The sequence below is a fragment of the Stenotrophomonas sp. X genome, assembly GCF_055721025.1.
This window is the reverse complement of sequence record NZ_CM146756.1, coordinates 2,496,435-2,509,802: the sequence shown is the minus strand read 5'-3', so window position 1 is coordinate 2,509,802 and position 13,368 is coordinate 2,496,435. Positions and strand designations below refer to the sequence as shown.

General features: G+C 66.6%; 11 protein-coding genes. 9 read left to right on the top strand and 2 right to left on the bottom strand.

The annotated features are described in order from the left end of the window. Positions 1-103 precede the first annotated feature (103 nt). The gene (locus ACZ75I_RS11585; protein ID WP_134969106.1) at positions 104-1,009 is read right to left on the bottom strand and encodes a LysR family transcriptional regulator; all 906 of its coding nucleotides are present in this window, start codon (positions 1,007-1,009) and stop codon (positions 104-106) included. A gap of 105 nt (positions 1,010-1,114) precedes the next feature. Here ACZ75I_RS11585 and ACZ75I_RS11580 point away from each other — a divergent pair, with 105 nt between their 5' ends. From ACZ75I_RS11580 to ACZ75I_RS11570, 3 genes are all read left to right on the top strand, one after another. After that, positions 1,115-2,473, top strand: a complete 1,359-nt coding sequence (locus tag ACZ75I_RS11580; protein ID WP_346477173.1) for an MFS transporter — start codon at positions 1,115-1,117, stop codon at positions 2,471-2,473. Then, a complete protein-coding gene (locus ACZ75I_RS11575) occupies positions 2,473-2,859 on the top strand; it encodes a DUF4440 domain-containing protein (RefSeq protein ID WP_346477172.1) in 387 nt (128 codons plus the stop codon). The genes ACZ75I_RS11580 and ACZ75I_RS11575 overlap by 1 nt, the downstream gene beginning before the upstream one ends. Positions 2,860-3,079: 220 nt before the next feature. Beyond that, the gene (locus ACZ75I_RS11570) at positions 3,080-4,990 is read left to right on the top strand and encodes a CocE/NonD family hydrolase (RefSeq protein ID WP_472957914.1); all 1,911 of its coding nucleotides are present in this window, start codon (positions 3,080-3,082) and stop codon (positions 4,988-4,990) included. 120 nt (positions 4,991-5,110) lie between these two features. On the opposite strand, the gene ACZ75I_RS11565 is transcribed toward ACZ75I_RS11570, so the two are convergent. Beyond that, entirely contained in the window at positions 5,111-6,064 is a 954-nt protein-coding gene (locus tag ACZ75I_RS11565) for a helix-turn-helix transcriptional regulator (RefSeq protein ID WP_049414561.1), read from the bottom strand. A gap of 320 nt (positions 6,065-6,384) precedes the next feature. On the opposite strand from ACZ75I_RS11565, the gene ACZ75I_RS11560 reads away from it, so the two are divergent. The 6 genes from ACZ75I_RS11560 (at position 6,385) to dld (ending at position 13,263) form a co-directional block, all read left to right on the top strand. Continuing rightward, a complete protein-coding gene (locus ACZ75I_RS11560; protein ID WP_072167469.1) occupies positions 6,385-7,143 on the top strand; it encodes an SDR family NAD(P)-dependent oxidoreductase in 759 nt (252 codons plus the stop codon). A gap of 126 nt (positions 7,144-7,269) precedes the next feature. Continuing rightward, entirely contained in the window at positions 7,270-7,722 is a 453-nt protein-coding gene (locus tag ACZ75I_RS11555; protein ID WP_005413774.1) for an MgtC/SapB family protein, read from the top strand. A 223-nt stretch (positions 7,723-7,945) separates the two neighbouring features. Then, entirely contained in the window at positions 7,946-9,604 is a 1,659-nt protein-coding gene (gene lldP, locus ACZ75I_RS11550) for an L-lactate permease (RefSeq protein WP_061479124.1), read from the top strand. Between the two features lie 53 nt (positions 9,605-9,657). Beyond that, positions 9,658-10,422: a transcriptional regulator LldR gene (gene lldR / locus ACZ75I_RS11545; RefSeq protein WP_012511377.1), complete on the top strand. Its 765-nt coding sequence runs from the start codon at positions 9,658-9,660 to the stop codon at positions 10,420-10,422. A gap of 4 nt (positions 10,423-10,426) precedes the next feature. Further along, complete coding sequence (gene lldD, locus ACZ75I_RS11540; RefSeq protein ID WP_180869611.1) at positions 10,427-11,566, top strand: FMN-dependent L-lactate dehydrogenase LldD; 1,140 nt, start codon at positions 10,427-10,429, stop codon at positions 11,564-11,566. Continuing rightward, entirely contained in the window at positions 11,563-13,263 is a 1,701-nt protein-coding gene (dld, locus tag ACZ75I_RS11535) for a D-lactate dehydrogenase (RefSeq protein WP_180869614.1), read from the top strand. Before lldD ends, dld begins: the two co-directional genes overlap by 4 nt. Positions 13,264-13,368 lie beyond the last annotated feature (105 nt).

The window sequence follows — 13,368 nt, the reverse complement described above, 5'->3', positions numbered from 1 at the left end:
TACCGGATATCTACTGTAGCGCCGAGCCCATGCTCGGCTGTTGTAGAACGGAGCCGAGCGTGGGCTCGGCTCTACAGAACGCCGCGCCCGGCGGACGCCGTCATCACCCGGGCGCGCTGCCAAACCACCTGCGCAGGAAATCGATCAGCTGCCGCACCTTCGGTGAAGGCTGCGAACTGTGCGGATAGACCGCGTACACGCTCTGCTGCGGGAAACGGTGCTGGCGCAGCACCGGGCGCAGCCGGTCCTGGGCCAGGTCGTCCTCGATCAGCCAGCGTGGCAGCACGGTGACCCCGGCGCCGGCCACGGCGAAGGCACGCAGGCTGCTGGCACCATCTACGCGCACCACGGCATTGCCCGGATTGGTGGCGAACAATGCGTCGCTGCCATCCGGCGCCACCACCGGTACATCGGCCAGGCGCGGGTAGCCGAGGCGGGGAAGGGCGCCCAGCTGCACCGGGTCATCGGCTGCATCCGCGGAGGGCAGCCGGGCCAGCAACGAGGGCGCGGCCACCGCGCACAGCGGATGCCGTTCCAGTTCGCTGGCATGCAGGCCTGAATCCGGCAGGCGGCCCAGGCGGATGGCCAGGTCGAAACGTTCGGGAATCAGGTCGGCCGGTGCCGGTGAGGTCGACAGGTGCAGCTGCAGCGCCGGGTGCCGCGCACGGAAGGCCTCCAGCGCTGCGATCAGGCGCAGCTGCGCGTATTCCGGAGTAGTGGTCAGGCGCAGTACGCCCTGCAGCTGATGCTGATCGCGGCGCGCGGCATCGATGGCTGCCTGTGCGGCATCCAGTGCCTGCACGCAGTGCTGCAGGAACTGTTCACCGGCCTCGGTCAGCGCCAGGTGGCGGGTACTGCGCAGCAGCAGGGTCACGCCCAGCTCCTGCTCCAGCCGCTTCAGGTTGAAGCTGACCACCGCGCGGCTGAGGCCGAGGCGATCGGCCGCAGCGGTCAGGCTGCCGGCTTCGACCACGGCACGGAAAATATCGAAGCGATCGAGGCTGACCATGGCGATTCATTGTCAAAACAGTTTTGACAGTGTTGCAGGTGCTGTCGTGTTTCTCCAACAACCCCCGGGCGGCATGCTGATGGCTTCTCCGCTGGAGCGCCGCCGATGCCGTCCCCCCGCCTGCGCCATGAGGCGATTTTCCTGCTGGTATTTGCCCTGGATCTGGTCAACATGTTCATCGCCACGGTGGCCTATCCGGCATTGGCAGCGGAGCTGCACGCCGACGTCAGCACCCTGGCCTGGGTCGGCACGGCCTACATGCTGGGGCTGAGCGTTGTGATTCCGCTGGCGCCCTGGCTGGCCGCGCGCTGTGGCGAGCGTCGCTTGCTGCTGGTGGCGTTGCTCTTGTTCGCGGTCGCCGCTGTGCTGGCTGGCGCAGCGCCAGGAATCGGCTGGCTGCTCGGCTGGCGCCTGCTGCAGGGCCTGGCCGGTGGCCTGCTGATTCCCGTGGCGCAAGCCGCGGCGTACCGCCAGTGCACGCCCGAGCAGCGTGGCGCGTTGACCCGGCGCATCCTGCTGGTGGCGCTGCTGGTGCCGGCACTGGCGCCCGCGTTGGGCGGGCTGCTGGTGCAGTGGTTGTCCTGGCGCGGTGTGCTCTGGGCCAGCCTGCCCTTGGCGGTGGTGGCGATCGGGCTGGTGCTGGCCTGGATGCCGGCCGATGGCGCGCGCAGTGCGCCGCGCCTGCAGGCCTATGCGCTCTCCACGGCGATGATGGCGCTGGGCGCGCTGCTGCTGGCGTTGACCTGGCTGGGTGAACCCGGCCATCGGGCCGCCGGTGCCGTACTGCTGTTGATCGCAATGCTGTTGGCGGCGGCCCACCTGCGACATGCACGGCAGCAGGCGCAGCCACTGCTGCGCTGGTCGCTGTTGTCCCATCGCGGGCTGCGGCTGGCGATGCTGATCTATCTGGCCGTACCCGGTGTATTCATCGGCAGCCAGCTGGTCAGTACCCTGCAGCTGCACCAGGCCGGCTACAGCGCGGCACGCATCGGCGCGTTGATGCTGCCCTGGGCGCTGGCCTCGGCCATTGCGATCACCGCCAGCAAGCGCCTGCTGGCTCGCTTCGGCCCGGCCACGGTACTGCGTGCCGGCATGCTGTTGCAGGCCAGCGGCCTGCTGTTGATGGCGCTGTTGCCGCAGCCGGCCTTCGCCTTGGCCGCGCTGTTGTTCGCACTGATGGGGGCGGGCGGCAGCCTGTGCAGCAGCACGGCGCAGACGCTGGCCTTCCATGGCGTGGAAGGTGAGGCGTTGGGCGATGCCAGTGCACTCTGGAACCTCAACCGCCAGCTCAGCTTCTGCCTCGGCACCGCCGCCATCGCACTGCTGCTGGCGCTGGCCCTGCAATGGCTGCCAGCACGCGCCACCAGCGTGGCGCTGGGTCTTGCCGCCGCAATCACGCTGTTGCCGATGGCGCTGTTGCGCCGGTCGGACGCAGTTTCCCTTTTCCAACCCGAGAATGCTTGATGGACATCAGTGCAGAACATGAAATCCACCTCCTGCACGACAAGCTGCAGGCCTGGTTCCGTGCCGATGTCGGCGCCGATGCGCTGGAGGATCTGATGGCGCACTTCTGTGCAGACTTCAGCATGGTCGGCATCGCGGGTCGCAGGCTGGACCGGAAGGCCGTGCAGGCACTGTTCGCGGGCGGTCATGGCGCGCGTCCAGGACTGCAGATTTCCATCGACGCCGTGCAGGCGGTGGAAGCGCCATCACCGCTGGCGGTGCTGCGCTATCGCGAAGGGCATTCGGTCGACGGCGGCGCACCCGCATGGCGGGAGTCGCTGGCGGTACTGAGGCACGAGCAGGGGCGCTGGTGCTGGCTGGCGCTGCATGAGGTGACGGCAGCCTGATGCTGTAGAGCCGAGCCCACGCTCGGCTGCTCTTCGGAGGTTGCGGTGGCCCCAGCCGAGCGTGGGCTCGGCTCTACAACGGCCAGATGGATGCGTGCCCGTCGAGCCGCACATGTGCCATCAGTCCTGCCTGCATCCACCGAAGAATGCAAAGCCTGCACACACTTCACGGCGCCAGGCAGGAGTAGGCTTGAGGCTTTCCTGCCGGGAGGGGTTGTCCATGCGTGTGCGTGCCGTCGCTGTAGCCATTGCCCTTTGCCTGTCCAGCACCGTGCTGGCCGCCGATACCCCGCCGATGACCCCGGATATCAGCGGCAAGCCGTTCGTTGCCCCGGATGTCGGTCGCGACTACGACAAGCGCGTGGTGATGGTGCCGATGCGTGATGGCACCAAGCTGTATACCGTGATCGTGGTGCCCAAGGGTGCCCGCAACGCGCCGATCCTGCTGACCCGCACACCTTACGATGCCGCTGGCCGCGCCAGCCGCAGTGATTCGCCACGCATGCGCGACCTGCTGCCGCAGGGCGACGAGGTGTTCGTCGACGGCGGTTACATCCGCGTGTTCCAGGACATCCGCGGCAAGTACGGCTCCGAAGGCGATTACGTGATGACCCGGCCGCTGCGCGGGCCGTTGAACAACACCAAGGTGGACCACTCCACCGATGCCTGGGACACCATCGACTGGCTGGTGAAGAACGTACCGGAGAGCAATGGCAAGGTCGGCATGCTCGGTTCGTCGTACGAGGGTTTCACCGTGGTGATGGCGCTGACCGACCCGCACCCGGCACTGAAGGTGGCCGCACCGCAGAGCCCGATGGTTGATGGCTGGATGGGCGACGACTGGCTCAACTACGGCGCGTTCCGCCAGGTCAACTTCAACTATTTCGCCATGCAGACCGAGAAGCGTGGCAAGGGTACGCCGCTGCCCAGCCTCGGCTACGACGACTACAGCACCTTCCTGCGCATCGGCTCGGCAGGCGACTACGCGCGTTTCACCGGCGTGGACCAGTTGACCTGGTGGAAGAAGCTGGTCGAGCATCCGGCCTATGACGGCTTCTGGCAGGGCCAGGCGCTGGACGCGGTGATGGCAAAGACACCGCTGAAGGTGCCGACCATGTGGCTGCAGGGCCTGTGGGACCAGGAGGACATGTGGGGGGCCAACCACGCCTACCAGGCGATGGAAGGACGCGATAGCGGCAACAACCGCAATTACCTGGTGATGGGCCCGTGGCGACACAGCCAGGTGAACTACAGCGGCAGCGAACTGGGTGCGCTGAAGTTCGACGGCGATACCGCGCTGCAGTTCCGCCGCGACGTGCTCAAGCCCTTCTTCGACCAGTACCTGGTGGATGGCGCGCCGAAGGCCGATACGCCACCGGTGCTGATCTACAACACCGGCGAAAACCACTGGGACCGCTTGAAGGGCTGGCCGCGCAGCTGCGACAAGGGCTGTGCTGCCAGCAGCAAGCCGCTGTACCTGCGCGCCGGGGGCAAGCTGGCGTTCCAGGCACCGGCGGCGGGCGAGGGCGACTTCGAGGAGTACGTGTCCGACCCGGCCAAGCCGGTGCCGTTCGTGCCGCGCCCGGTACGTTTCGGTGACCGCGACATGTGGACCACCTGGCTGGTCAAGGACCAGCGCTTCGTCGATGGTCGCCCGGACGTGCTGACCTTCATCACCGAACCGCTGGCCGCGCCGCTGCGCATCGGCGGCACGCCGGTGGTTCACCTGCAGGCCTCGACCAGTGGCACCGACAGCGACTGGGTGGTGAAGCTGATCGACGTGTATCCGGACCAGGAAGCGTCCACGCCGGAGATGGGTGGCTACGAGCTGCCGGTGTCGCTGGCGATCTTCCGTGGCCGCTACCGCGAGAGCTTCAGCGATCCGAAGCCGCTGGCCGCCAACCAGGTGCTGCCGTATCGCTTCGATCTGCCCAACGCCAACCATACGTTCCAGAAGGGCCACCGGGTGATGGTGCAGGTGCAGTCCAGCCTGTTCCCGCTGTACGACCGCAATCCGCAGACCTACGTGCCGAACATCTACCTGGCCAAGCCAGGCGATTACCAGAAGGCCACGCAGCGCGTGTGGCACAGCGCTGCGCAGGCCAGCTACATCGATCTGCCGGTGTATTGAGGCGGAGAGGATGACGCCGGGCATAGCCCGGCAGCACGTGGTAGTGCCGGCCGCTGGCCGGCATCCGCAATGGCGCAGGAGCGTGTCGACCAAGGTCGACACCTGCCAGGGCCCGGGCCTTCAGCCCACCTTCGACGGGCCCGTGCGCCAGCGGCTGGGGACCAGGCCGAAGCGCTTGCGGAACGCGGCGGCGAAGTTGCTGGGGTGGCGGTAGCCGCTGGCGGCGGCAGCCTGCTCGACGGTCCATCCGTTCTCGCGCAGGCCCTGTTCGGCATGGCGCATGCGCTGCTCATGCAGGTAGTCGAACACCGAACTTCCATATTGCTGGGCAAAATGGCGGCGCAAGGAACTCGGACTCATACAGGCCAGCTGGGCCAGTTCGATCAGGCTGTGGGCATGGCTGGGGTCGTCATGCAGGTAGCTGCGCACGCGCTCCAGCCGCTCGCGCTGGCCGGCGCGCAGCGTGCGTACATGCTCGGTCTGCATATCCTGGGCCTGCAGGCCGACGGCCAACACCTGCAGGGCCACGCCTTCGCGCCACAGCGCATCGATGTCGTCCTGCCAGGGGCTGTCGAACAGTTGGGCGAGCGTCGGCAGCATCGCGTGCGGAATGGCCCAGTGGCGGCACTGCAGAGGGGACTGAAGGATCCGTTGCAGTGCCGGCAGGCGCAGCATGTCCACGTCCAGATCGGCCGGTACGCTCAAGCTGACCCCGCGCAGGTGGCTGCCACCAGGATGCAGACCGGCCATGGAAACAGGTTCATGGTGACTGGTGGTCATGCCTGTGCCGGCGCGCAGGGTGAAGCCTTTGCGACGAGGAAACTGGACATCCACTTCGCCCTGCAGCATCAGGCGGATGGTCAGGCCGGCATCGTGCACAGCGGTGGCCGTATAGGTAAAGCGGTTGTGCACGTCCGAGGCGATCAGGCCCAGGCCACCGCGCAGTGACTGTTCGTGGACGTCGCCACGCCCTGCCCATTGGTCGTCGCGCAGTTCACTCCCTTCGATCCGGTAGTCGTAGCCATGGCGTTCGCCGAACTGGCGGTAATCAGCAAAAGTGAAATATCGGGACATCGCTCTGCGCAAACACAGGTTGAATTGAAGGTGTCGAAGAATCTGGAAGCGTTTCCCATTGTCGCCGCGATTCGCATGGTTTTGACTTCAATAAGGTCAAACCGATTGGCGATTACGGCCAAAGTGAAAATGTCGACGAGCATACGCCGGCGTTTTGCACGCATGTACGTACGTAATTCCATACATAAACTGCAGTTGAGGTTTCATGGCTGGAACGATCTGGAGACGCGGTGTCAGCCCGGCCATCACGGGCGCGCGCGTAAGGTGGGTGGGTTGGCTGTTGCAGGCCACTTCGATACCCCCGTATATGGAGAACGCAGATGATTGACTACCAGCTCACCGGCAAGACCGCGATCGTGACCGGCGGCGTGTCGGGCATCGGCCTGGCCGTGGCCCAGACGCTGGCCGCATCCGGTGCCCGTATCTCGGTCTGGGACCTCAAGCAGGATGCAGTGGATGCCACCGTGGCGCAGTTGCGCAGCACCGGCACACAGGCCATCGGCATCGCGCTGGACGTCACCGACGACGCGGCGGTGGAGGCAGCGGTGCAGCGCACGATCAAGGAACTCGACGGCCTGCACGTGGCGGTCAACAACGCCGGCATCAGCGGGCCGGCCGCCGCCAGCGGTGACTATCCTATCGATGGCTGGCAGCGCGTGATCGATGTCAACCTCACCAGCGTGTTCCTGTGCCAGCGTGCGCAGATCCAGGCCATGCGCGCGGCCGGCACGGGCGGCAGCATCATCAACATGGCCTCGATCCTGGGCCAGGTGGGCTATGCCGGTTCCACTGCGTACGTGGCGGCCAAGCACGGCGTGGTCGGGCTGACCCAGACCGCCGCCTGGGAGCATGCGGCCGACGGCATTCGTGTCAACGCGGTCGGCCCGGGCTTCATCAGCACACCGCTGCTGGAGAAGATGGACCCGAAGGTGCGCGCCACGCTGGAAGGGCGGCACGCGTTGAAGCGGCTGGGTACGCCGGAGGAAGTGGCCGCATTGGTAGCCTGGCTGGCCAGCGACGATGCCTCGTTCGCGACCGGCACGTACTACGCCATCGATGGTGGCTACCTCGCGCAGTGAGCGAATGCGGCCCGCAGATCCACGCCATGCGTGGATGAAAGCGGGCGGTGAAGAAGGCGTGCCATGGCCTTCACCACCGTCCCACAATCGCCGCGCGACGCTCCGGGAAAATTCCGGAGCTTTCCCATGGAACTTACCCAGGATGTCTCGATCCTGCTGCGCGTTGCCGCAGCGATGCTGTTCGGCGGCGTGCTCGGCGTCGAGCGCGAGATGGGCAAGCACGCCGCTGGCCTGCGTACGCACATGCTGATCGCAGGGGCCGCCGCGTTGATCGTCGGCCTTGGCGACTCGGTGGCCGAGCATTTCCAGCAGGAGCGCTACCGCGACCTGCTGCAGGTTGATCCGGTGCGCCTGATCGAAGCGGTGGTGGCCTGCGTCGGCTTCGTGGCCGCTGGCACCATTCTGCGCGGCTCACGCGAGGACCAGGTCAGCGGCTTGACCACCGCCAGTTCGCTGATCATGGCGGCGGCGATCGGGATTGCGGTGGGGATCAGCAAGTACGTGATCGCCATCGGCGTGAGCGTGCTGTGCGTGCTGGTGCTGGCGGTGATGCGGCGGTTGGAGAAACGGATCTCGTAGGGAAGGTCGAATTGTCTGCCAACGGCCGGCACCGCCATAATGGCTCTAATGGTCGGACCAATATGAAGGCTAGCCCTATGGTCTAATAGGCCATTCGTCGGAGTAGCGGTTAAATCCGCTGCAAGTGGTCTGATCGCAATCATTAATGGTAATACCAATGATCGACGGCCACGGCGACCCACCGCCTGCGGTGGGCTCCTTCCGTTTCCAGTCGAGAGTCTTCATGCAGCCCTGGCAACACCTGTACGACCCCGCCGGCAACCTGTGGTTGTCGAGCCTGATCGCGCTGCTGCCGATCGCGTTCTTCTTCGTTGCCCTGGCCGTGCTGCGCATGAAGGGCTGGCTGGCCGGCACGATCACCGTGGCCATCGCACTCGGCGTGGCCCTGTTGTTCTACCGCATGCCGTTGCCCCAGGCGCTGGGCGCGGCTGGCTTCGGCTTCGTCTACGGCCTGTGGCCCATCGCGTGGATCATCATCGGTGCGGTGTTCCTCTACAAAGTTTCGGTCAAGACCGGGCAGTTCGACATCATCCGCGCTTCGATCCTGTCGGTGACCGAAGACCAGCGCCTGCAGATGCTGATGGTCGGCTTCGCCTTTGGCGCCTTCCTGGAAGGCGCGGCCGGTTTCGGTGCGCCAGTGGCGATCACCGCGGCGCTGCTGGTCGGGCTGGGCTTCAAGCCGCTGTATGCCGCCGGCCTGTGCCTGATCGTCAACACTGCGCCGGTAGCGTTCGGCGCGATGGGCATTCCGATCATCGTGGCCGGGCAGGTCACCGGCCTGGATGCATTCGAGATCGGCCAGATGGCCGGTCGCCAGCTGCCGTTCCTGACCATCATCGTGCTGTTCTGGATCATGGCGATCATGGATGGTTGGCGGGGTATCAAGGAGACCTGGCCGGCGGTGCTCGTTGCCGGTGGCTCGTTCGCCATCGCGCAGTACCTGACCTCGAACTTCATCGGCCCGGAGCTGCCGGACATCACCGCCTCGCTGGCGTCGCTGGTCTGCCTGACCCTGTTCCTGCGCCGCTGGAAGCCGGTACGGATCTTCCGTTTCGACACCGAAACCAGCGCCGAGGCGGCCGCACAGGCGCTGGAGGCACCGCGCCACAGCGTCGGCCAGATCGCCAGGGCATGGTCGCCGTTCCTGATCCTCACCGCGATGGTCACGCTGTGGAGCATCAAGCCGTTCAAGTCGCTGTTCGCGGCGGGCGGCCCGCTGGAAGGCTGGGTGCTGAAGATCCCGGTGCCGGGCCTGGATCAGCTGGTGCAGAAGATGCCACCGATCGTGGATGCGCCGCTGAGCTATGAGGCGGTCTATAAATTCGACTGGTTCTCGGCCACCGGTACCTCGATCATCCTGGCCGCGTTGATCGCCATCATCGCGCTGCGCATGCCGGCCCGTTCGGCGCTGCAGACCTTCGGCGAGACCGTGCGTGAGCTGCGCATGCCGATCTACTCGATTGGCATGGTGCTGGCGTTCGCCTTCATCGCCAACTACTCGGGACTGTCTGCCACGCTGGCCCTGGCGCTGGCGCATACCGGCGACGCGTTCCCGTTCTTCTCACCGTTCCTGGGCTGGCTCGGCGTGTTCCTGACCGGTTCGGACACCTCGTCCAATGCCTTGTTCTCGGCACTGCAGGCCACCACCGCACAGCAGATCGGCGTGTCCGACGTGCTGCTGGTGGCGGCCAACACCACCGGTGGTGTCACCGGCAAGATGATCTCGCCGCAGTCGATCGCCATTGCCTGCGCGGCGGTCGGCCTGGCCGGCAAGGAGTCGGATCTGTTCCGCTTCACGGTCAAGCACAGCCTGATCTTCACCACGATGGTCGGCCTGATCACCCTGGCCCAGGCTTACTGGCTGACCTGGATGATTCCCTGAGCCATGCGCGGCTGGCCGACCACCCGCTGCGCGCTTCGGGCCACAATGGCGCCATGAGCACGCAACGTATTTCCGACAAGGTGGCCGCGCAGCTGCGCGGCCTGGTGCAGGAACAACGGCTGCAGCCGGGTGACCGGCTGCCCGCAGAGCGCACCCTGGCGGTGCAGCTGGGGGTCTCGCGCACGGCCTTGCGCGAGGCCATCGCGCAGCTGGCCAGCCAGGGCCTGCTGACCGCACGCGTCGGTGGCGGCACCTACGTGGCCGAGCCTGCGGCACGCGCGCGGCAGGCGCTGGATGAACCGCTGGCGCCGTACCTGCCGCTGTTCCAGGGCGACCCGGAATACCGCTTCGACGTGCTGGAGATCCGCCACGCGCTGGAAGGTGCCACCGCCTGGCATGCGGCGCTGCGTGCCACCGACGAGGACCGCGCGCGCATCGCACAGGCCTTCCAGACCATGATGGACGCGCACGGTAAGGACGACCCCACCGGCGAAGCCGAGGCCGACGCGGCCTTCCACCTGTCCATCGCCGAGGCCTCGCACAACCTGGTCCTTCTGCAGGTGATGCGCGGCCTGTTCGAACTGCTGCAGACCAACATCTCGCAGAGCCGCGAAAAGCTCTACACCTCGGCGAGGACCTTCTCGCCGCTGTCCGACCAGCACCGCGAGATGATGGATGCGGTGCTGGCCGGCGACCCCGAACGCGCGCGCGCCGCCGCGCATGCCCACCTCGAGTTCGTGCACACCACGCTGCGCACCCTCGATGACAACGAAGCCCGGCGTGCGCGGGCCTCGCGCCTGCCTTCCCCCCACGGTTGACCCCATGATCATCTCCGCCTCCACCGATTACCGTGCTGCTGCCGAACGCCGGCTGCCGCCGTTCCTGTTCCACTACATCGATGGCGGCGCGTATGCCGAGCACACGCTGAAGCGCAACGTTTCCGACCTGTCCGACATCGCGCTGCGCCAGCGCATCCTGCGCAACATGTCCGACCTGAGCCTGGAAACCGAGCTGTTCGGCGAGAAACTGGCGATGCCGGTGGCGCTGGCGCCGGTCGGCCTGACCGGCATGTATGCGCGGCGCGGCGAGGTACAGGCGGCGCGCGCGGCCGACAGCCGCGGCATCCCGTTCACCCTGTCCACGGTGTCGGTGTGCGCGATCGAGGAAGTGGTACCGGCCATCCAGCGGCCGATGTGGTTCCAGCTGTACGTGCTGCGCGACCGTGGCTTCATGCGCAATGCGCTGGAGCGTGCACAGGCTGCCGGCGTGACCACGCTGGTATTCACCGTGGACATGCCGGTGCCGGGCGCGCGCTACCGCGATGCACACTCGGGCATGAGCGGCCCGAATGCCTCGCTGCGCCGTATCGGCCAGGCCATCACCCATCCGCACTGGGCGTGGGACGTGGGCCTGTTCGGCCGCCCGCATGACCTCGGCAACATCTCCACCTACCGCGGCAACCCGACCGGGCTGGAGGATTACATCGGTTGGCTGGGCAGCAACTTCGATCCCTCCATTTCGTGGAAGGACCTGGAGTGGATCCGCGAATTCTGGAAGGGCCCGATGGTGATCAAGGGCATCCTCGACCCGGATGACGCGCGTGATGCGGTGAAGTTCGGTGCCGATGGCATCGTGGTCTCCAATCACGGTGGCCGCCAGCTGGACGGCGTGCTGTCCACCGCACGTGCACTGCCGGCGATTGCCGACGCGGTACAGGGCGATCTGAAGATTCTCGCCGATTCGGGCATCCGTACCGGCCTGGACGTGGTGCGCATGCTGGCGCTGGGGGCCGATGCCGTGCTGCTGGGGCGTGCCTTCGTTTATGCGCTGGCCGCGCAGGGCGAGGCCGGCGTGGCCAACCTGCTGGACCTGATCGCCAAGGAAATGCGCGTGGCGATGACCCTGACCGGTGCGCGCCGCATCGCCGACATCGGCCGCGATTCGCTGGTCAGCCTGCCATGAGCGGCCACGACGCCGTGCTGGCACAGTTGCGCGATGCGGTCGGCAATCGCCATGTACTGACCGGCGACAAGGCCACGCGGCGCTTCCGTCGCGGCTACCGCTTCGGCGATGGCCCAGTGCTGGCGGTGGTGCGACCGGGGACGCTGCTGGAACTGTGGCGCGTGCTGCAGGCAGCGGTGCAGGGCGGCGCCGCGATCATCCTGCAGGCGGCCAACACCGGGCTGACCGGTGGCTCGACCCCGGACGGCGATGACTACGGCCGGCCCATCGTGCTGGTCAGCACGCTGCGCCTGACCGGCATCCAGCTGTTGAACGAAGGCCGCCAGGTGCTGTGCCTGCCCGGTGCCACGCTGGACCGGCTGGAGCAGACGCTGGCGCCACTGGGCCGCGAACCGCATTCGGTGATCGGCTCGTCCTGCATCGGCGCCTCGGTGCTGGGCGGCATCTGCAACAACTCCGGTGGCGCGCTGGTGCGTCGCGGCCCGGCCTACACCGAGCTGGCGCTGTATGCGCAGGTCGATGCGCAGGGCCAGTTGCAGCTGGTCAACCATCTCGGCATCGCGCTGGGTGATACGCCCGAGCAGATCCTGCAGCGCCTGCAGGCCGGTGACTACACGGCCGCCGACGTGGGCGATGGCGACGGCCGTGCGGCTTCCGATCCACGCTATGCCGAGGAAGTACGCAAGGTCGATGCCGATACCCCCGCACGTTTCAACGCCGATCCCAGCCGCCACTTCGAGGCGGCCGGGTCCGCGGGCAAGCTGGCGGTGTTCGCGGTGCGCCTGGACACCTTCGAAAAGGAGGCCGCCGAAGTCTTCTACATCGGCAGCAACCGCACCGACAGCCTCACCGCGATCCGTCGCCAGCTGCTGACCGGCTTCGAGCGCCTGCCGATCGCGGGCGAGTACATTCACCGCGATGCCTATGACATCGGCGAGCGCTACGGCAAGGACAGCTTCCTGCTGATTGATCGCCTCGGTACCTCCCGTGTGCCCGCGGCGTTTGCATTGAAGAGCCGCGTCGATGGCTGGTTCGAACGGCTGGGCCTGCGCGGGGTGACCGACCGGGTGATGCAGGTGCTGACCGGCCTGCTGCCCTCGCACCTGCCAAAGCGCATGGGCGAGTTCCGGCAACGCTATGAGCATCACCTGTTGCTGAAGGTCTCTGCCCAGGACGCTGCGGAAACCGAGGCCTGGTTGCGCGGGTTCTTCGCCGGGCACGAAGGCGGCTATTTCCACTGCACGGCCGAGGAGGGACGCAAGGCGTTCCTGCATCGCTTTGCCGTGGCCGGTGCCGCAGTGCGCTACCGTGAAGTGCATCGTGACCAGGTGCAGGACATCGTCGCGCTGGACATCGCGCTGCGCCGCGACGATACGGATTGGTTCGAGCAGTTGCCGGCCGATATCGACGGCCGCCTGCTGCACAAGCTGTATTACGGGCACTTCCTCTGCCACGTGTTCCACCAGGACTACATCGCCCGCAAAGGTGAAGACCCGATGGCGATCGAGCATGCGATGTGGGCGCTGCTGGACCTGCGTGGCGCCGAGTATCCGGCCGAGCACAATGTCGGCCACCTGTATCCGGCCAAGCCGGCGCTGGCGGGCTTCTACAGGCAGCTGGACCCGAGCAATACGTTCAATCCCGGTATCGGCCAGACCTCGAAGGCCAAGGGGTGGGGTGGCTGCGACTGCGGATGATGTAGAGCCGAGCCTATGCTCGGCTGCTCTTCCTGATAAACAGCAGTCGAGCATGGCTCGACTCTACAAAAATGATGGCGGGCAACGGTTACCATCGGAAGCCCA